The 20,175-nt window shown below is 46.0% G+C and carries 16 protein-coding genes; all 16 read right to left on the bottom strand.

The window, feature by feature from the left end; translation table 11 throughout:
- Positions 1-131 precede the first annotated feature (131 nt).
- Positions 132-782: a hypothetical protein gene (locus T472_RS02305; RefSeq protein WP_023385737.1), complete on the bottom strand. Its 651-nt coding sequence runs from the start codon at positions 780-782 to the stop codon at positions 132-134.
- Positions 772-2,139: a type IV pilus biogenesis protein PilM gene (locus T472_RS02300; RefSeq protein WP_023385735.1), complete on the bottom strand. Its 1,368-nt coding sequence runs from the start codon at positions 2,137-2,139 to the stop codon at positions 772-774. Before T472_RS02300 ends, T472_RS02305 begins: the two co-directional genes overlap by 11 nt.
- Before the next feature lie 10 nt (positions 2,140-2,149).
- The gene (locus T472_RS02295) at positions 2,150-3,343 is read right to left on the bottom strand and encodes a type II secretion system F family protein (protein ID WP_023385733.1); all 1,194 of its coding nucleotides are present in this window, start codon (positions 3,341-3,343) and stop codon (positions 2,150-2,152) included.
- An 11-nt stretch (positions 3,344-3,354) separates the two neighbouring features.
- A complete protein-coding gene (locus tag T472_RS02290; RefSeq protein ID WP_023385730.1) occupies positions 3,355-5,016 on the bottom strand; it encodes a GspE/PulE family protein in 1,662 nt (553 codons plus the stop codon).
- 14 nt (positions 5,017-5,030) lie between these two features.
- On the bottom strand, positions 5,031-5,954 hold the full coding sequence (locus tag T472_RS02285; protein ID WP_023385728.1) for a PilW family protein: 924 nt from the start codon (positions 5,952-5,954) through the stop codon (positions 5,031-5,033).
- The gene (locus T472_RS02280; RefSeq protein WP_023385726.1) at positions 5,947-6,402 is read right to left on the bottom strand and encodes a hypothetical protein; all 456 of its coding nucleotides are present in this window, start codon (positions 6,400-6,402) and stop codon (positions 5,947-5,949) included. Before T472_RS02280 ends, T472_RS02285 begins: the two co-directional genes overlap by 8 nt.
- A 13-nt stretch (positions 6,403-6,415) precedes the next feature.
- The gene (locus tag T472_RS02275) at positions 6,416-6,811 is read right to left on the bottom strand and encodes a type IV pilus modification PilV family protein (protein ID WP_023385723.1); all 396 of its coding nucleotides are present in this window, start codon (positions 6,809-6,811) and stop codon (positions 6,416-6,418) included.
- Between the two features lie 87 nt (positions 6,812-6,898).
- The gene (locus T472_RS20465) at positions 6,899-7,333 is read right to left on the bottom strand and encodes a type II secretion system protein (RefSeq protein ID WP_023385720.1); all 435 of its coding nucleotides are present in this window, start codon (positions 7,331-7,333) and stop codon (positions 6,899-6,901) included.
- Between the two features lie 421 nt (positions 7,334-7,754).
- The gene (locus tag T472_RS02265; RefSeq protein WP_023385717.1) at positions 7,755-8,501 is read right to left on the bottom strand and encodes a prepilin peptidase; all 747 of its coding nucleotides are present in this window, start codon (positions 8,499-8,501) and stop codon (positions 7,755-7,757) included.
- Between the two features lie 19 nt (positions 8,502-8,520).
- Entirely contained in the window at positions 8,521-9,594 is a 1,074-nt protein-coding gene (locus T472_RS02260) for a type IV pilus twitching motility protein PilT (protein ID WP_023385715.1), read from the bottom strand.
- 26 nt (positions 9,595-9,620) lie between these two features.
- Positions 9,621-11,906 carry a putative bifunctional diguanylate cyclase/phosphodiesterase gene (locus T472_RS02255; RefSeq protein ID WP_160319109.1) on the bottom strand — a complete coding sequence of 762 codons (2,286 nt, stop codon included), beginning with the start codon at positions 11,904-11,906 and terminating at the stop codon, positions 9,621-9,623.
- Positions 11,907-12,474: 568 nt separating this feature from the next.
- Complete coding sequence (locus tag T472_RS02250; RefSeq protein ID WP_023385711.1) at positions 12,475-15,165, bottom strand: HD domain-containing phosphohydrolase; 2,691 nt, start codon at positions 15,163-15,165, stop codon at positions 12,475-12,477.
- A gap of 23 nt (positions 15,166-15,188) precedes the next feature.
- A complete protein-coding gene (locus T472_RS02245) occupies positions 15,189-17,120 on the bottom strand; it encodes a putative bifunctional diguanylate cyclase/phosphodiesterase (RefSeq protein ID WP_023385709.1) in 1,932 nt (643 codons plus the stop codon).
- Positions 17,121-17,165: 45 nt separating this feature from the next.
- Positions 17,166-17,750 carry a hypothetical protein gene (locus T472_RS02240; RefSeq protein ID WP_023385707.1) on the bottom strand — a complete coding sequence of 195 codons (585 nt, stop codon included), beginning with the start codon at positions 17,748-17,750 and terminating at the stop codon, positions 17,166-17,168.
- A gap of 289 nt (positions 17,751-18,039) precedes the next feature.
- On the bottom strand, positions 18,040-19,143 hold the full coding sequence (locus T472_RS02235; RefSeq protein WP_023385704.1) for an Ldh family oxidoreductase: 1,104 nt from the start codon (positions 19,141-19,143) through the stop codon (positions 18,040-18,042).
- 159 nt (positions 19,144-19,302) lie between these two features.
- Positions 19,303-20,031, bottom strand: coding sequence for a nuclease-related domain-containing protein (locus tag T472_RS02230; RefSeq protein ID WP_023385702.1), 729 nt, complete (start codon positions 20,029-20,031; stop codon positions 19,303-19,305).
- Between the last annotated feature and the right edge of the window lie 144 nt (positions 20,032-20,175).

Genomic DNA, 20,175 nt, shown 5'->3' with positions numbered 1-20,175 from the left:
TTGAAATTGCTGCTTTATCTGCCTTTTTAATTCTACCACCTGGTGCATGCCTTGAAATATACTTTTCGGTTACAATTCCAAAGTCTGCAAAAAGGAGCCGTGCCTCCATTTTCAGCATAGCTCCCCTGATATCAGTCCCCGAACATGGATTCCAGGTCTCCATGGCCTACATTGTCAATATGGAATTCGTAGTTAGCATACTTTGTTTCAGGCGGAAGCGGATTCCTTACATAGGTTATGAATCCTATCTCTGCCTCTACCCTGCCTTCAGCTGCATCAACAAGCCGTATTGAATCAACGATAAGGTTCTGTTCTGTCATGTTTTTTGCGTCTTCAACAAATGAGATGACATTACCTGCAATCCCTTCAGCTATGAAGGTTATGCGCACTCTTGAAGGAGAGCTGTCTGGTGCACCTGATTCACTGTCCTTGATGTATTCATGTACCTTATCAAAGGCTATACGGACAGGTTCTATGCCCTTTACTCCAGAAAACATGTAGAAGTCATATACCAGCTGAGCTGTGTCGAGGTTCTCAGGAACGACTTCATTCAATCCTGAGACCGTCTTTTCATAACCTTCGATTTTCCTTTCAAGCACCTTTGCTGCCAGGGTGTCAGCCTCAAGCTGCAATGCAAGCATCTTGTTCGCTTCACTCGCCTTCGCCTTCATACTAAGTGCCTGGATCCTTGGTACTCCGAAGAAACCGACAAGGAAGATGTTGATGGCTATGAAAAACGCGAAAATAGCTGCCCTCTGCAATCGTACCTTTCTATTGTCCATTCTCATCACCTCTGTATTTGAGCTTCAGATGGAAAGTTTCTATTGAGTCATCCATCTCAAGGAAAGAAAGCTGTACAGGTTCGAAGGCCAGGGTCTCATTTATGGCCAGCACAAGCCTTGCAGCATCCAGTGTGCTTCCTGTACTGTCCTTCATCCTGAACATGATATCCATTCCTGAATTGCTTATTGCAATTGAATCTATACCAATGTTCGAGGGGATGCTTCTTTGTATGAGATAAAGCTTCCCTACAAGGTTCCTGTCTTCATTTTCCATGCCTTCAATTGCACTGATGTCGCCTTCAAGCTCTGAAGCCTTTTCCTTCAGCTCTGCTAGGGCTGCTTCAGCAGCTGATACCTCTTCAACTGACACATGCGCTGTATCTGCTTCAAGATTTGACAGTACAAGCTTCTCAAGCCCCAGGAAGCCTGCCTGGAAAAGGACCGTAAGTATTGTCATTGCAGCTATCCTGTGCAGCATTGTCCTGCAGAAGGGAGTGCTCTGGCATCTGCTTCCAGGATAAGCGTAGTCAAGCTGCTTGCCTAGTATGACTTCACTCTCCCTCTGCATCCCGCCAAGGTATTCGTGATCCTTAGCAAGCCTTCCTGAAATCTCAGAAATGCTTATCTTCCCATCAAATGACAGTTCAAGTGCCTTCTTCAGCCCTTGAGAGGAATCCTTATCTCCGATGATGCGTATCATCTCGACGGTTTCACCGAAATTCTGCTTCGAGTAGAAGTTCAGGTAGTAGGATATGTTGTCGGTAATAGTGCTCAGGCCTTCACTGTCATTGCCTTCCGATTCAAATGAAGCTTGCAGGAACAGGCCCTTACCCCTGACTATGGAAATTGAAGCTCTGGATCCTGAAATGGATACTGTTGCAGAGCTTCTGCCGTTTGCAGAAAGGGCCAGGTTCATCTGAAGCTCCTGCATTATGAAAATGTGGGCTGCCGTCAGTGAACAGCCTTCAAGGAAGCTCCATATCTCACGAAGCTTTGTTTTTCTGGCAGCTGCAAGGATCATTGTCATCTCATTGCTCTTCCTGTCCCTTGCTATGACCCTGTAGTCAACAGAATGCTCACTCTGGTCAAGGGCGAAGTACTCCTGTGAATTGGTCCTGACAAAGCCTTCTATATCCTTTGGCTTCATTACGGGCGTAGTTACACCTTTGACGACTGTATTCTCATCATCAAGGATCACGGTGGCCTTCCTGATGCTGCAGCCATTCCTTTGCAGAAATCCTCTTGCATCCTCCGGCGATGAGATCAACTGCGAATCCAATATATGTGAGTTCCTGCCTTTTCTTATCAGCAGGATCTCCCTGTATTCATTTGAAAACCTGATCAATACTTCTTTCATTTTTACCCCTTTACCCGATATTCTGGGAAATGGTAAGTATAGGTACGGCGATTGCGATAATTATGAAGCCTACTATTCCTCCGATTATGAGGATAAGCAGAGGCTCTATCCTTGAAGTCAGCCTTGCCAGAGACTGCTCCACCTTCCTGTCATATGCAGCAGCCACCTTGTAAAGCATCTCGTCGAGCTTTCCTGTTTCCTGTCCTACCCTCATCAGGCTGTATACCATGGGCTCGAACAGTCCTTCAGTCTCGAAGGCTTCAGACATAGAAGTCCCTGACATTATCCTTCCTATGGCCTTCTGGAAGCCCTTCTCCACATATCTGTTCCTTATGATGTCCTTTGTGGCGTTAAGTGCTGTAAAGAGAGGAATCCCAGACTTGAGGAATACTCCAAGGCTCCTGGTGACTCTTGTTATTATGACTTGTCTCCTGAATTCTCCTATGAGCGGCATCCTGAGGGACAGATTGTCCCGAAGGTCCTGAACCTTCAGGCTTCCTCTTGTCACGTACAATGTGAGGACAAGACAGAGTATGCCAACTAGCACCAAATGCCAGTAATACTCAAAGAAACCTGCCATACCAAGCAGTATCCTTGTCGGAAGCGGCAGGTTCTCCATTGATTCGAACATGTCCTTGAATGTCGGTACAATGAAATACATGAAGAATAGCAGCGTCGCGAAAGTCGCGAAGATGAGTATCTTGGGATAAACCGATGCTGCCCTTACCTTGCTCCTTACAGCCACATCCTTCTGGTAGTATTCCTCCATGCTGGAGAATATGCCGTCCAGGTCGCCTGTCGATTCTCCGATACGCACCATATCAACCAGGAGGCCCGGAAACTCACCTGTTTCCCCCATCGAGGCCGATATCGCTTCACCGCGCTTCACCTGTTCAAGAAGAGCTGAAAACACCTTCTTCTTTTTAGGATCCTTTGCCTGCTCCTCAAGGATCTCCAGACTCAGAACGACATTGACACCTGACTGAAGCATCATAGCCATATGTCCGCAGAAATCCGCTGCATCCTGCTCACGTATAAGCTTTCTCCTTGTCAGCAGCCTCAAGTCATTCTTTTCATCAATGCTGACAGGAGTAATGGATTCAGCCCTAAGCATCTCGTACGCTGCAGACGGATCCTGTGCATTCAAAATACCTTTAACTATATTCCTTTTTTCATTCCAGCCTCTGTATCTGTAGATCGGCATTTTCTCACACCCTAATATGTAGTACGGATAAGCTCTTCCATGGTGGTGGTACCTTCGAAGACTTTTGCCAGGCATGACTCACGGAGAGTCCTCATGCCTGCTGCTCTTGAATGCTTTTCGATTTCCATGTCTGAAGCGCCTGACGCTATGAGGTTCCTTATTTCCTCACCAACCTCCATTACCTCGAACACAGCTTCACGGCCCTTATAGCCCTTCATTCCGCATACCGGGCAGCCTTCAGCCCTTGACAGCAGAATATCCCCTGTCACAGAAAGCAGTTTCTTTTCCACTTCTGTTGCGGGTGTCTTCTTCGAGCAGACCTGACATACCCTCCTGACAAGTCTTTGGGAGATCACCCCTGCAATGGTGGAGCTCAATAGGAATTCCTCAATACCCATATCCCTCAGCCTCGTTATTGTTGCTGCGGCATTGTTGGTATGGATGGTAGAGAAGACAAGATGCCCGGTAAGTGCCGCCCTGACAGAGATCTCAGCTGTTTCATCGTCCCTTACCTCTCCTACAAGCACGATGTCAGGATCCTGCCTTAATATGCTCCTGAGCCCTGTTGCGAATGTGAATCCAACCCTGTTGTTAACCTGCATCTGGTTTATCCCCTCAAGGTTATACTCAACAGGGTCTTCAATTGTCACGATGTTCTTCCTGGAGTCATTGACCTCCTTCATGAAGGAGTATAATGTGGTTGTCTTTCCGCTTCCGGTTGGTCCGCACAATAGGACCATGCCGTATGGTCTCCTTATCATCCTGCCTATGGATTCCCTTTCTAGTTCTGTGAATCCAAGCGAGTTTAGGTCAAGCAGCGAGTCATCACGTCCCAGGAGCCTTATGACCATCTTTTCCCCGTAAATTCCTGGTACTATGGACACCCTCATGTCAATCGAAGACGAACCGTTCCTGTATAGGAACCTTCCATCCTGAGGAACACGTTTCTCGGATATGTTGAGGTTTGACATTATCTTGATCCTGCTTACGACAGGTTCATGTATGCCCATATCAGTCCTAAGCATCTCCTCAAGGAAGCCGTCTATCCTGTACCTTACCCTCAGTTCCTTTTCACCCGGCTCGATATGTATATCGGATGCCTTGTTCATGACCGCATTCTCAAGCACGGTATCAATGAACCTGACAACAGGTGCATCAGTGCTGTTGCCTTCTGCGGTCCTCACCATGGTACTTCTTGTAGTTGCAGCTCTCCTGAAGCTCTCAGCCGCATTCTTTGCCTTTTCCGTCCCATAATGCTTCTCTATGCTCCTGAGGACCTTTTCCCTTGAAGATATTGCAGGTCTCACAACATACCCTGTGGCCATCCTGATATCCTCGATTGCGAAATAGTTCGAAGGATCGCTCATGGCAACCGTCAGCTGCCCGTTGTCCACTCGAATCGGCAGAGCCTCGTACTTCCTTGCAAGCCTTTCAGGCATAAGGCTTAGAGTCTCCTGCCGTATATGCACCTCATCAAGGTCTACGAGCGGGACATTCAGCTGGTTCTTTACCGCATGAAGCATCTCATCGTATGTTACGAGTCCCTGCCCGACAAGTATATCCCCGAGCCGCTTACCGCTATTCTTTTGCAGTCTGAGAGCCGACTCGATGTCATTCTCTGAGACCAGCCCTTCTGAAACCAGTATCTCACCAAGTCTCATTTTAGAAGCCATATCCTTACCTTCCTTCAATATATGTCAAAGTATGAATCGGTGAATTTAAGTTCATTTACATTCTGAGCCGTATCGCCTGAGTACCTGTAGCCGAAGGATACTGAGGCATTGGCTCCGCTGAGGTTCCTCCTGTTATGGATCCTGATGTCAAATACAGTGTCTTTTGTCATCCCCTCTGCATAGATCATCGGTACCGTGTCTGCAGATCCTTTTCCATTGAACTGAACCAGGCTGCCGCTATATCCAAAGGCGGAAATCATAAGACTCCCCCTGTAAAGATTAACCTGGACCATTGCATTGCCGGAAACCTGGACAATCTCTATCCTGTCAGGCAATTGTTCCTTCACTTCAGGTACGGCAATTACTGCTCCATTCTGATCCTTAAGCCAGGCAAATTTGCCGTTCTCGAAATCAATGTAAAGGAGATAGTTCGGATTGTCAATAACCGGCGGAGGAATCCTGTATCCGAAGCTCCTTACACCAGACCTTATCCTGTTTGTTATTTCCAGTTCATAAGCTTTGCCGCCTGCAATGTATTCCACATTGAAGGTTTGGGCTTCTCCCGGAGCGGCGGTCATATTGATTGAGATTGCCCCTGCCCGTCCATCAAGGAATGTCCTCACCATACCGTCAGCTCCGGTCCTTGTTATCACACCTGCAACCGGATCATGGGAATATGTTATGGTACTGCCATCAGCTATCTGGATTATTGCTTTGCCGCTGTCTTCTATTAAACCATTCACCTCAAGGTACTGAAGGTCATACATGAGCATTTCCTGCATGAACCTTATGTCCTGCCTGACAGAAACATCAACCTCAGTCTCCTTTGCCTGGACTCCAGACATGAGCATGAGGGTATATGCTATCCCAAGGACGAAAGTACCGACAGACATGGCAACAAGAACTTCTACTAGAGTAAAGCCTTTCTTCCTAGTCACCACTGAAGCTCCTTTCGTACGCAAGGATCTGGAATTCTTCAACGTCAGAAGAGCTGTTCACCTTGAATCTCGCCTTGGCAATTATCCTGAAGCTCTTTCCGCTCACATCATCTGCCAGGCAGTCTATCACATAGGTTTCACCTGTCCTTGTTATGTTTGCCCTGACAGCAGCGCTGTGAAAGAACTGCTCAGTTTCAGCTGGTGGAAGTTCAACCACAGAAGGGACAGGCATCCCATCAGATATAGCCTCATGTATCTGAAACATGCTTTCCTCAACCCCTGCCTGAGCGGCATATGAGAGCATTATCCTTTTTTCCTGGCTTTCCCTGTTCCTCAGGTCGGAATACACCATGGTGAACATTGCAGCTCCAAGGGTTGTAACCATGAACATGGCAAGGATGACAACAAGAAGGGCATATCCTTTCTGTTTATTCGGCCCCCACTTCATAAGTCCATCCTCCCTATTCCCGGTAATCATAGTACTTTGTAGAAATAATCTTTTCATAGGTCCCATAAGTTACCTTGACCTCTATGGTATAAAGCCTGGCAAGTTCTTCGGCCTTATCTGAAACTATTGCATCATCGGTTCCGCTCAAAACCCTGTAGGATACAGTGTACCCGTTGGTTACCTGTTCAGTTAAATAGGTCCCTGACGGTATCGCAGAAAGGCTGTCAGGCATGGCAAGGAGTGACTCTATCCTGTTCTCAGCTAAGGTAAGGGCTTCCTGAGCTATCCGATTGCTTTCCCTTGCCTTCAACAATGAGTTTGAAAATGAGTAAAAGCCCATTACAAGGAGGCTTGCAATAGCAAGCGCCACCAGCGTCTCTATCAGGCTGTATCCCTTTACCTTCTTCAACCAGATCTCTCCTTATCCAAGAAAGACCACTTCGAAAGTGGTCTCACTTACGAAGTGGTCTTCAAACCACGTGGTTATGATTTCAGCTTATGATGCTGGTACAACCTCAACTACAAAATCATCGAAGGTCTTTGAATATTTGCCGTCAGCCAAAGTAAGACCCATCATTTCGCTGAGCTTTGTAGCACCCTTTGCAGAGACTCCACTTACAGTCAATGTGTTTGCATCAGTACCTTTAACAAACACATAGGTTCCGCCCCATGGATTCTCACCCTTCACTCCAAACTTGCTCATTTCCTTCTCGAGGTTAGTCTGATCCGGATATTCACCTTCACTTACATAGTAGGTAAGTGTTGCTGTCTGATATGCCCTGATGTCCGCAAGGGCTGCTGTAGCCTTGCTCTTCTCTATAGCCCCGAGAGCTGCTGGTGTAACTATCGTAGCGAGTACGGCGATGATGGCGGTTACGATAAGCAGTTCAACAAGTGTGAAACCCTTCTGTTTTTTCATTGTCTTCTTCATGAATAAACCCCTTTCGATTCTGTTAGATGCTTGTGTCGGTTTGAAAGAACTTTTCTATGAAACTATAATTTCGTCTGCCCAATCCAATCTCATATCCACTGAAATATTATCTTTAAAGCTTCACTTGGATGAATGTTATAGCCAGATAATTACTATTGGTAGATAATCAATATAAACTGAATCAGAAAATCAATGATAAAAATATAGCATGACTTTCTGACATTTACAACAAATAATTAAAATCCATATTTTAACTATCGTTAAATTATTCATTTATATATTCAGTATAATCTCAATGACGATTCTGCAATCTTGACCGAATCCGTCTTAAAATTTAAGGAGTTATCCTGATTATTGAAATAAACATTAGGTTTGAAAGAATCTGTCATTTCGGTGAGTACTTTGTCGAAAAGTCGTTCTTCTAGAACGCTGAAAGATAGGCTCCCACTACTTCCTGACCTACCAGCAAAGCGCAGTAGAAGCCAATTATGAGGAACGGACCGAATGGAACCGCATCCCTTCTGCCCATTTTTCTTGTCAGCAGGAGGTAGGTCCCGACCAACCCTCCGACAATGCTGGCTATAAAGAAAGCAAAGGCCGTGAGCTTGGGTCCGAGCAGCATCCCTATGATGAGCAGAAGCCAGGCATCACCCCAGCCCATGCCACCCTTTGTAAGTATGATGACGAAGACGATAAGCCCGAAACCAACGGCTCCGGAAAGGATGTTTTCAGCCGCCCTGCCATAAATAAGCTGCTGGTATGCGAGAAAGAATGCTGATAGGAATAAACCGAACCAGATAGTCACATTGAAGATGTCCTGGTACCTGAAGTCAAGTATACCAATGACTATGAACAGGGATGCTGCTATAGCGTATATGACCGACTCAACGCTCCAGCCGAACCTGAGGTATATTATTGCATAGAGGATTCCGTTTGTGAGCTCTACAATAGGATACTGCGGAGAGATAGACTTTCCGCAGTATCCGCATTTACCCTTTAGATACAAGTAGCTTGCAACAGGTATCAGGTGAATTGGTTTCAGTTTCTTGCCGCATTCGTTGCACCTGCTTGACGGGAAGGCTATGTTCTCTCCGAGTGGAAGCCTGAAAACAAGCACGTTAAGGAATGAGCCTATTATCAGTCCATATATCAGGAATAGTGATGTCATCATGTTCTCCGATCTTTTATCAGCCTGTTACAAGCCGTATGTTCATTGTCATTTCCTTAAGGACCGCTTCCCTGTCATGCGCGAAAGCAAGAGCATTTTCCCTGGTTATCTTCTTGTTTTCGAAAAGCTTCAGTATTGCTGCGTCCATTGTTCTCATTCCTGCACCTGAGCCTGTCTGTATCTGATTCTGAAGCATATGGGTCTTGCCCTCCCTGATCAGGTTCCTAATTGCAGGAGTTCCGGTCATTACCTCGAAGGCCGCTTCACGACCCGATTCGTCCGCTTTTGGAAGGAGCTGCTGAGATATTATACCTTCAAGCACCATCGAAAGCTGAAGCCTTACCTGAGACTGCTGATGGGGAGGAAACACATCGATTATCCTGTCGACAGTCTTCGCCGCACCCGAAGTATGCAGGGTTGAGAGCACAAGATGCCCTGTTTCTGCCGCCGTAATGGCAGTGCTAATTGTTTCCAGGTCCCTCATCTCGCCTACAAGTATGACATCAGGGTCCTGCCTAAGCGCTGACCTGAGGGCAGATGGGAATCCTATGGAATCCTTGGTTATCTCCCTCTGGCTTATCACGCACTTCTTGTGCTTGTGGATGTACTCCACAGGATCCTCAAGTGTGATGATATGTCCTTCCCTTGTTGTGTTTATCCTGTCAATCATGGAGGCAAGGGTGGTGGACTTTCCGCTTCCGGTTGGCCCCGTTACAAGCACAAGCCCCTTCTTCAATCCGCAGAAGATGTCGGCGACAGGTGGAAGGCCAAGTTTTTCAAGGCTCGGAATGTCTGATCCGACTATCCTGAATGCTGCCGAGAGACCTCTTCTTTCCTTGAAGAAATTCACCCTGCAGCGTCCATACATGCTGGGATATGAGCAGTCAAATTCACCCTTATCCGCGAGAATCCCTCTGTCTTCCCTTGGCACAACCCTTTCCATGGTCTTCTCAATGTCTTCCTTGAGCAAATGCGCTTCATCGAGGTCCCTTAGGGACCCGTTGATCCTGGCCATTGGCTTTGCACCAGGTGCCAGGTGTATATCAGAGGCTCCCATCTGCACGGCCTTTCTAAGCAGCGTATCAATGTCCATAATCCTATCTCCTTCACCCTATGTTTTTAAGCTGATTGATTTTCATCTGTTTCATCAGTTTTGGGATTTATTCTTGCAAGAAGCTCAATTGCCTTAGCCTTCTCAAGAGGCGGACTTGCAAGGTACCCCTGATAGTAGTCGCATCCATTTGCAATCAGGTAGTCCTTCTGCAAGTCTGTCTCAACACCCTCAGCTACAGCTACAAGCCCTACCCTGTGCGCCATCCTTATAACATCACCCGTAATGCTGTCGTTGTCGTCTGTTCCCTTAATTGAGCTGATGAAGCTTCGGTCAATCTTCAGGGTATCAACCTGAAGCTCCCTGAGCCTGTGCAACGAAGAATAGCCTGTCCCGAAATCGTCAAGGTGTATCCTTATGCCCTGGTTTCTGAGCTGACCTAGCCTTTCATTGATCACTTCAAAGTCACTCACAAGTATTGATTCTGTTATCTCAAGCTCGATCATCGAAGGGTCGGCACCGCACTTTCCGATGATATCCCTGACACCTTCAGAAAAGCATTCTCTCATAAGCTGTACGCCTGATATGTTGACAGCTACCTTTATGCCATGGTTACCAGAGGACTCCAGTATCCTGAGGAATTCGCATGCCTCCCTGAAAATCACTTCGCCAAGCTGGCAGATAAGCTGCTTCCTCTCTGCTATACGTATGAATTCCATGGGCATGACCAGTCCAAGAGCCTTTGATTCAAACCTTGCAAGTGCCTCGAAGCCAGTAATCCTGTCACCCTTAAGCGTTACCATTGGCTGGAACATCAGATACAGCCTTCCGTCCCCTTCTCCTTGCAGAAACTTCGAAAGCTCTTCCTCGATGGCTTCTTCCCTTTGCAGTTCATTTTCCATGTAGCTGTCGAAATAAGCAAGGCTGCTGTCTTCAGGATCTTTTATCGAACCCAGGGAGACTGAGGCTTCCTTCAACAGCTGGTCAGCTGACTTCCTGGAACCTTCCGTATCCGAGATACCTACCTGTACTGATAAATACTTGAATGATTCCTGCAGTCTGAAAGGCTTTACGAAGATGTCATCTATCTTCATGGCGATCGCCCTCGACTCATTCCTGCTCCTGCAATCCTCATAGAGCAGGACGAACCTGTCTGCCGCAAACCTGTAAAGTGTTATGCCATTCTTAGCTAAAGCTTCAAGCCTTTCTGCGATCTCCTTCATCATCCTGTCGCCGGTCTCATACCCGAGTGTCATGCTGACATTCCTGAAATCACTTAGATTCACCATCAGCAAGGCAAGACTCAGGTTCCTTTCCCTTGAAAGCTTGTCTTCAAGTATCTCCTTGAGATAAAGGCTGTTTGGCAGTCCGGTCAGGTCATCGGTGTATGCCAGCTTCCAGAGACTCTTGTCCTTCCTGTATGAAGAAAGGATCATCAGAAGGAGAATGATATAGATGATACTGATAAGTAATATTCCCAGGTTCGAAAGCAAAACAATCAGGGAATCTGTTTCCTTCATCTCAATTCCGGCAATAAGCGAGCCTTTACCTGAACCTCCGCTGTATACAGGTACTATGACCCTATATAACCTGTCCCATTCGGAACCGGATTCAGATTCCAGAAACTGACCGTTAGTTACAGCTAGCCTTTCATCCTCCTCCAGATACTTTCCCTTCAAGGAATCATCTGTGCTTCCTACTATCCTGAAATCCCTGTTGGCATAGGAGACATATCTTATCGATCCCGTTCCCTTGATTTCCTTAAGAAGCTCATCCAGCTCAAATCCAGCAGTCATAGTACCGATTTTAGCTTCACTTATACCAACCTGAATGAATCCTCCATCTGATTGTTTAAGATAACCGTATTTGACATGGCCACCCCTTACAGCATCCTCCCTGATTTCCCCCACATAGGAGATCAGAGTGCTGTCATAGAAGTCCCTGGCCGGATGTCCCTGTTTAGGGGAAAATCCAATGTAGCCAACGTCTGCAGAATTTATCACAGTACCTGATTCATCGTATATCAGTATGGAATCGACATTTATGGTCCTCGCTAAAGCCCTGAGGTCATCCGTATCCGGATTTCCTATCTCAGATATGGTTTTGGCTGCCGACATTATCCTCTCACCAAGAAGTCCGTCGACTATCCTCTGTGCTTCAAGAGCCTTACCGATGCTGTGGGAATGTCCCCTTGCATAGCTCAAGTACTCCTTCCTCATGCTGGCGTAGCTCCAATCTTTGATACCACTTATCATGAGCGTGCCAACTGATGCGAATATTGCTGAAACTGATATTATCGAGATGACAAATGTCTTGAGGTGTGACTTCTTTAACCTGTATGCATTAATTTTCAAGTCAGCATCCCGCATCCTTCCTAATGCAGGCTCAGCCCACAATATGTTATGAGTCCTGATGTCATTCAGGCATTTAATATTTTCTGTCCATATGCAATAAGATTGACTCAAATGTATAGTGGACAGTCTGATAGTTATGGCTGTCCCAGCATTTCATATGCATATTTACTTTGATTATATATTCTTTGGTCTTATCATGTAAATTGAATGTATTCTCTTAATTTCGTACATAGATTAATGTAATTTTATGAATATATTTAAACCGATAATATTTATGATCAAATTACTTCATTGGTCAATATCTTGTCTTTTCTCTCATAATCCTGCATATATGTGCAGGTTCAATTAAACCGCATCATAAAAGCGGCCCCAAATGAGCTTCCGGGCCGCTTGAAACGCATCGTTCAATTGTTTTTCAGATTCAATTCCGGTTTTGGGAATCGCACTATCTGATATGGGTTTTGACACGCATATGCATATTTTGTCAATTTTTGTTAAATATTTAATTATATAATCAGCTCTATTTATATTTTATTTCATAATGAACTGAAATAATACTTGATCAATGCTATATCGCTTTGTCCTCGAGGCTTATAATATCCAGCTCAAGTACCTTTTCAATGAATATCCTGGTAATTCTCGGATCATACTTTGTTCCTGCTCTTGAGATCATCTCCATAGAAGCGTCAGCCTCCGTCAGACCATTCCTCTTAAGCAGGTCGAAGCCTTCAGCTACCGCTATGATCCTTGAAAGAAGCGGTATCTCCTCTTCAGAGAGACCTCTCGGATAACCTGTGCCATCCCATCTTTCATGATGTGCAAGCACAACTTCAGCGATTCCTGCAGTATCCTCGAAGGAATTGAGGATCCTGTAGCCTGCCAGTACATGCTGCTGATATATCTTCCTGTCGACACCGACAAGTTTGCCTGTCCTTTCAAGAAGCCTGTCCTCAAACACCACTTTACCGATATCATGAAGGAATCCGGCATCCCTCAGCTTCTTCACCTTGGAGTCAGAAAGCTGTAATGCACGTCCTATCTTCTGGCAGAGGTCACTTACATTGAATGAGTGTGTCATGACCGTGTGACTCCTGTCGAACAGCTTCATTATTATCCTGGTGACCATATCACTATCGTGGGTCTTCCTTGAGAGAGTCTTTTCCTTGTACATCTCAAACTCGGCATTTGCCACTGTCCTCCCTATGCTTTGGGATTCGCTGTCACAGGTGTCGAATCCCATGGATATACCGGTCTTTATGGCTTCTATGTTCTCTTTCTGATATGCTTTCCTTATTTCAGCCATCATACCAAGAGTCTCATCAGTACCGGTATTTGGCAGGAGCACCATGAACTCATCTCCGCCAACTCTCGCTATTATTCCCCTGTCTCCTATGACGCCCTTAAGTATCTCGGCAGACTTCTTCAGAAGCTCGTCCCCGGCAGAGTGCCCGAATATATCATTCGAAAGCTTAAGACCGTTGACGTCTCCATAGATGACCGAGACAGGCAGCAGAGAGGCAACATCCATCCTGCTTATCTCATCCTCAAGATATTTCCTGTTATAAAGCCCCGTTAGACTATCATGGTAGCTTAAATGCCTTATCTTTTCTTCATCACGCTTTTTGGCTGAGTTGTCAATGAACGTGATTACGATTCCTACTATTTTCCCATCCATTACCTGAGGATAAGCGTTATACTCTATTTCGACAGGTGTACCGTCTGCTCTCCAGAACACCTCATCCTCCGAATGTGTTCCCTCGCCTTTTCTCGCTGCAGTCAGTATTCTGCAGCCTTCCTTTGTTATTGGCTCCCCGTCTTTGCTTGAATGATGGATAAGGTCATGAAGATTCCTTCCCAATAGCTCATCCTGACTGTCATAACCAAGCATCCTGATTCCTGACTTGTTGCAGAATACGCAGTTCCCTCCTTCATCAGTACCGAAGATAGCCTCAACTGTAGAATCCAGAATCAGCTGGAGCCTGTCCTTGTTTTCTGCAAGCTCCTGTGTCCTTTCCACTACCTTGTGCTCCATGGTTTCAAACAGTTCATTAATGGTTTCGGCCATGTCGTTGAAAGACCTTGCCATTCTGCCTATCTCATCATCCCTGAACACAGTGGCCCTCTTGGTAAGGTCCCCCTCTGACAAGCTCACAGTAGTTGAGATAAGGCTGTCAATAGGGCCAAGCAGCCTTCTTGTCATTACCAGATACACAAGAATAGACAATATGAATGCTGCCGCAACGTAGAGTCCGGCAAGCTTCATGTTTTCGAATATCCCTGCCGTAAACAGAGATGAAGGTATTGTCGTGACTATCATCCAGTCGATTCCGGACCTTGCAAATTCCAGATAATGGACGTGGAGCCCTTCCTCCTTGAGGTCGAGCCCGTAGGTGCCTGAACCTGATGCATAATTCCAGGCATTCGCCAGGCTTTCATCACCGAAATCCTGAAGGGTTATCCTATCGAGAGTACCGTCCTGATTCACTGTGAAATTCGGTGCACCAGTTGAGTTCGCAATAAGCAGACCTGAATCCTTTTCGATAATCGCCGCCTTAGCCCCTCTTTCTGATGCCAGGCGGCTAAGGAACTCATTTATACCACCAAGGGTCATGTGGGTTCCAAGCACTCCCTTGAGTGTCCCGTCTTCATTGTAGACCGGAAGTGCCGCTGACAATGTCATGTCTTCAATCACGAAATGCTTGTATATCGGGGAGAAAACAGAAGTCCCTGCAGCTTTGGCTGCTATATACCAGGCCCTTGTCCTTGGATCGAATTTTCCCGCTTTCATGGCGATATCTCCGGCCCTCATGGAGTCCGTGACACTGTAGTACCAGGAATTCCCGTCTGTCCCCGCATCATTCCTCATGACTTCGGTTCCGCCCTCAGGATTTCTCCTCGCTCCGTAGTATTCACCCTTCTCCGTACCGAAGCTGAAGCTGTAGATTGACTCTCCGCTGTAGCTGCCAAGAACGGATAGGAAGAACCTTTCCCTGTCCGAAGGATCGTAAATGTCAACTATCCCTTTCCTTATCATGGCTTCATGGGCAAGGTTGATGCTTTCAGGATTCCCTATATAATCTTCAATATCCCTTGTTATATCCCGGCTCAGCTCTTCTGCCATCTCATTAGCTATCGCCTCGGCTGACCCCATCCACTTTGAGAAGACAATGAAGCCCACCGTTCCAAGGGTTGTTGTCATAAGCAGTATGAACATGAGAAGTGTTATGTTCTTTATCGAGATCTTCCTTAATTTGCTCATTTTAAAGTACACCTTCCATATCTTCAAGCAGTCACAGTATTACCATCCCTGACAAGTTCAAGGGCATCCTTTTCACTGAGCGGCTTCGAGAACAGGTATCCCTGCATTATGTCGCAGCCGTTCTCCATCAGGAAATCCCTCTGAAGCACTGTCTCCACACCCTCCGCTATGACCTCAAGGTCGAACTTGTGGGCCATTGAGATAATGTCGCTTGTTATGTAGTCATTCCTGTCGCTTGTGGCGACCATGCCTACAAAGTACCTGTCGAGCTTGAGGTAGTTGACATTAAGCTCGTTAAGCCTCAGGAAGGATGAATATCCTGTCCCGAAGTCGTCAAGTGCTATCCTTATGCCATTCTCCTGGAAATCCTTAAGGCTCTTGTTGACAGCAGTAAAATTGTCGAGAAGCACCGATTCAGTGATCTCAAGCTCCAGGTTCTCGCTTCTTATCCCGGAATCCACTACAGCCTCCATTACAGAGCTTCCGAAGTCCTCGTGTATAAGCTGGATTCCTGAAACATTCACTGCTACCCTTAGGTCAGACAGGCCATTCTTCTCCAGTACCGACAGGAAGCTGCACGCCTTTTTCAGAACCAGGTTCCCAAGAGGAATGATAAGCTGCTTTCTCTCAGCTACATCGATGAATTCCGCAGGCGACACATTGCCAAGCTCGAGTGACTTCATCCTGGCAAGCGCTTCGAATCCTACTACCCTGCCAGTTGCCAGATGCAGCTGCGGCTGGAAGTTAAGGTATATGGCATCAGTCCCGTTATCAAGGCACAAGGATATTTCCTTTTCAATGATATCTTCCCTGTGAAGCTTCTCTGCCATTGCCTTGCTGAAATACATGTGGCTCTTTCCTGTATTCAGATCCACATTGTCCAGTGAAATTGTCGCATCCTTCAGAAGCCTGTCGGCAGTCTCATAATCACCGTCAATTTCAACAATTCCAATCTTTGGCAGAAGCTGTTTCTTCTGTCCCTTGAAATCCATGGGCTCCCGGAAAGCTGCCTCAACCGACTCAACCAGCATCTTAAGATGATTCTCCCTGTGGCAGTTCCTGGTATATAGCACGAACCTGTCTTCCGTGAAACGGAAAAGCATATTGTCCTGTCCCGCTAATGTCTGCAGTCTCCTTGCAAGCTGCCTCAGGGCATCATCACCGGAGTCATACCCATAAAGGAGGTTGATGCTCTTTAGGTTGCTTATGCCTATAAGCATAAGTGCTTTCCTGTTCCATCTGTACAGCTTCAGGTCCTTCGTCAGCATGACCTTCAGGTAGTAGCTGTTGAAGAGTCCGGTTAGATGGTCATAGTACGCAAGCATCATGAGATGCCTGTTCCTGTTGAGGGTGAAATCCATCAGGGCGATAAGCGCCCCATACAGTGAAACAAGGATCAGGATGCCGATCGCAGAAGACCTGAAAATCCTGCGGTCAGCTTCAGCTGCAGGTCTCAGCACAACCAGGAAGGAGTCCTCTCCGAAACCTCCATCGATCGGAACCATAGCCTTGCCGTATCTTATCCCATCGATTTCTGTATTGCCGCTATGGATACCGGCTGCTTCAGCCTCTTCAAGTTCGTTTATTCCGGCAATGTCAGAAATTCCTGCTGCAGGACCGCTTCCAAGGATTGCTTCATCCAGGACGATATACACATAGTTACCTTCATCCGTTACCATTCGTGAAAGCAGATGGTTCAGGTCCGCAGCCTTTTCAAGTTCCGCCTTCTGGTCTTCATCAGGAGATTCAAGGATATTCTTTAACTGCAGCATGTTCTCAATGTTCCTTGCTCCTGACTTAGCGTAGACCGCCGCTTCTTCCTCCAGGATGCTGTAGTAGTGCTTTCTGGAGAATATGACAAGAAGGCTGGCTAACGCAAAAAATGCCACTGTGATGCCTATGACCGGCATCACAAATGGCCTCATTTCACTTGAGATAACTCTTCTCTTCTTCAAGCCTATACCCCCAGGAACTCAATATGTCCTACCGATGCTGTAATACTACTCCAATGACCTGTTCAGGTCCGCTTCATTTCTGGCAGCAATGTCAAGCCAGGTTTCAATGGCATACTTTGCCACCCTATATGATGCCGCTATGGCTGATCTGGATTCTTTGTCCTTCAGTGATTTAGCCTCGCAATTTTGCCTGTTGAATGATATCTTCAGCTCGCCCCTTATGCTGAAGTCACATATCATCCCATCTTGCAGCACCCTGTCCTCTTCAATGTTGAATCCTGACAGATATCCTGCATTGTTCTCCTGCAGGAACCCTTCGATTTCCCAGAAACTCCTTAAGTCTCCATAATCGGGCCTTTTCTTAAGCTGACCGAATAGCTTGTCTGCCTTTTTCAGCAGTCTGCTTTCCTTGATTGTCATTTCCCTGCAAATGGGTTCGTATATTGAGATCGAATCCTCATTTATTTCAATAAGCGCCTTATTCCTTGCATCAATGACAAGCTCAGCTCCATCAGCCCTCTGGAACGTTATGCACGCACCTGCAACCTCAATGAGCTTAAGCTCTTCACCCTTCCTGAAATTATGTCCTGACCTGGCGGGTACCACCAGTTCTCCTATAAGCTGCTCCATGTTGTTCACCCGTTATTTAATCCTATTTATTTTTCAAATACAATTATCATTATATATTCAATCAATATAAATTACCATATGAACAAACACTGAATTGTTACAGATGTTTGGTATTTCCCGGTTTTTCTTCTTATTCATTATGCCTATATTGAAATCCAATATTCAAATGAGATGCATTGATTTAGAAATTTCAGATATATCTATACTACGCAAAAGAATCCGCAAATTGCGGATTCAATCAATACCATATTTACCATTTTTACGTTTACTTACTGGTGAATTAACGGCATCACTCGTTCGGGAACCTGTGTGTCAATCCAAGGCCATCCCTGATTTCCATGAATTCCTTCATTACCTCAGATTCAACCGGAATCCCCTTGTCCTTTCTATCCAACCAGGCAAGATATTCCTTCTCACCAGCCGTATATATCCTGTCTTCACCCGGTGCAAGCTTTGATGCCCTGAGCTCCCTCAGTATGTTGCCTGCTGTTTTCCTGAAGATTTCCAGTCCCATGAAGGCTTCTGTGTCAATGGCCATGAAGAAGTGTCCAAGATGATATGGAATCTTTTCTCCGTTCTCGCCTATTCCATTAAGCATCTTCATGTAGCTTCCTGCCTGTAGTGCAGCAGAAAGTATCTCTACGACTGTAGCGTAACCATATCCCTTGTATCCACCAAGTTCTTCCCCTATGCCTCCCAATGGAGTCAGTGCGGCATCTCCCTTGACCAGGTCTATGAGTATCTGCCTGCTGTCTGTCCGGGGCTTTCCATCAGAACCTATTACCATTCCTGATGGAGTATCCATTCCTGTCCTCGCATAATGCTCTATCTTACCTCTCTGGGTTATGCTGGTGGCACAGTCTATTACAAACGGGAATTCCTCGTCAGTCGGAAGTCCTATTGTCAATGGGTTAGTTCCAAGCATGTTCTCCACTCCAAATGTCGGGGCAATGGAAGGCCTTGCATTGGTGCCTGTAATCCCGATCATACCTTCCCTGGTTGCCATTGTGGCATAATAGCCGGCTATTCCGTAATGGGTTGAGTTCCTTGCCGCAACCATTCCCATTCCATACTTCCTGGCCTTCCCAATTGCCAGCTGCATTGACTTGTATCCTACAACCATTCCCATTCCGTCATGTCCGTCGACCACAGCTGTCGTTGCAGTCTCCCTGACTATTTCAAATTCAGTTACCGGCTTCTGTATGCCGCTCCTTATCCTGTCCATGTATATGGGCTTGAACCTGTTGCAGCCATGGCTGTCTATCCCTCTTCTGTCGCTCTCGACAAGGACATCCGCGCATATTGCAGCATCCTCAGGCGGCACTCCTGATTTTATGAAGGCTGATGAAATGAAATCAGCTGCAAGCTCAAAGGAAACATAAGTCTTGTCCATGATAACCCTCCTGCGTATTCCCAACAGTCTCCGACCATCAATTATACTCTTAACCTGATTCTACAACCTTTTGCCTGTTCTTGCACCCATATTAACAAACAGTCAATCATTCTTCCTGTATATGGGTATAAGAAAGGCAGCCTGATGACTGCCTTCAACCTACTCCATATCTTCCTTTATAACCCTTATATGGTTGTCCTTGACGCTGTCATCTGCAAGAGAATACCATGAAAGTATCCCGTATATGCCTGATATCTCGCTTTCCCCCAGCACAGTGCGCCTTCGTGCAATGTCTTCTGCAAGGGCTGTTTTAAGACGGTTCCTCTTCAGAACCGAAGTGTTGGATGATGATACGCTGACGTTCTTGAGCTCACAGCGTTCGCTGAAGACAATATATGAAAAGAAGCTTTCCGGTCCTACATCCCTGAGATTCTCCATTAGGGCATTGATGTGCCCTCTGTTCTGCCTGACAGGGTTATAGAAGGATATCTTCTTACCGCCTTTAAGGCACTGTGTCCAGTTCCTGCCCTTCTCGTCACCGAATATCCATCCGCTGTAGTTTTTGGATTCGAATACATAGATACCGGTCGGATGAATCATGAGAAGATCAATTTCCGTTGTCCTGCCATTATCAGCAGGAAGATATATGTTGGCAAGTATCCTGTTTCCTTCTCCAAGGGCTTCAAGCATCTCGAAGATAAGGAATTCACCATATGCACCCTTGTCTGAGATAGTCTTATAGAACCTGTTGCCACTAGAGAGTGAATAACCTGACTTTGAGAACCTTATGAACAATCCATAAACCCTTATTATAAGGATGAATAGCGGTATTAAAGCAAGGTAGAACAAAGGCATAATATTGGAGATGATTATTTCCGAAATACTCATGATATCTCCCCTTCACTACAGTGCCCTAATTATATCATCAGTAGGATAATAGGACAACCTAAGGAATATTTTGTAAATCTAAAAAAATATTTTGTCGATATAGTTGAAAATGTGCACTTCTTCACTATCCATCATGCTTTGACA

Source organism: Youngiibacter fragilis 232.1, from assembly GCF_000495435.3.
Classification (GTDB): domain Bacteria; phylum Bacillota; class Clostridia; order Clostridiales; family Clostridiaceae; genus Youngiibacter; species Youngiibacter fragilis.
Note: the sequence above shows the minus strand (reverse complement) of the source record. Positions and strands in the feature narration are given on the sequence as shown.

Bases quoted from the DNA above. Each gene is read 5' to 3' on its own strand.
- T472_RS02240 (WP_023385707.1), bottom strand. From the start codon at position 17,750: ATGGAGCAGCTTATAGGAGAACTGGTGGTACCCGCCAGGTCAGGACAT.
- T472_RS02265 (WP_023385717.1), bottom strand. From the start codon at position 8,501: ATGACATCACTATTCCTGATATATGGACTGATAATAGGCTCATTCCTT.
- T472_RS02250 (WP_023385711.1), bottom strand. From the start codon at position 15,165: ATGAGCAAATTAAGGAAGATCTCGATAAAGAACATAACACTTCTCATG.
- T472_RS02260 (WP_023385715.1), bottom strand. From the start codon at position 9,594: ATGGACATTGATACGCTGCTTAGAAAGGCCGTGCAGATGGGAGCCTCT.
- T472_RS02300 (WP_023385735.1), bottom strand. From the start codon at position 2,139: ATGAAAGAAGTATTGATCAGGTTTTCAAATGAATACAGGGAGATCCTG.
- T472_RS02290 (WP_023385730.1), bottom strand. From the start codon at position 5,016: ATGGCTTCTAAAATGAGACTTGGTGAGATACTGGTTTCAGAAGGGCTG.
- T472_RS02305 (WP_023385737.1), bottom strand. From the start codon at position 782: ATGGACAATAGAAAGGTACGATTGCAGAGGGCAGCTATTTTCGCGTTT.
- T472_RS02295 (WP_023385733.1), bottom strand. From the start codon at position 3,343: ATGCCGATCTACAGATACAGAGGCTGGAATGAAAAAAGGAATATAGTT.
- T472_RS20465 (WP_023385720.1), bottom strand. From the start codon at position 7,333: ATGAAGAAGACAATGAAAAAACAGAAGGGTTTCACACTTGTTGAACTG.
- T472_RS02235 (WP_023385704.1), bottom strand. From the start codon at position 19,143: ATGGACAAGACTTATGTTTCCTTTGAGCTTGCAGCTGATTTCATTTCA.
- T472_RS02280 (WP_023385726.1), bottom strand. From the start codon at position 6,402: ATGAAGTGGGGGCCGAATAAACAGAAAGGATATGCCCTTCTTGTTGTC.
- T472_RS02230 (WP_023385702.1), bottom strand. From the start codon at position 20,031: ATGAGTATTTCGGAAATAATCATCTCCAATATTATGCCTTTGTTCTAC.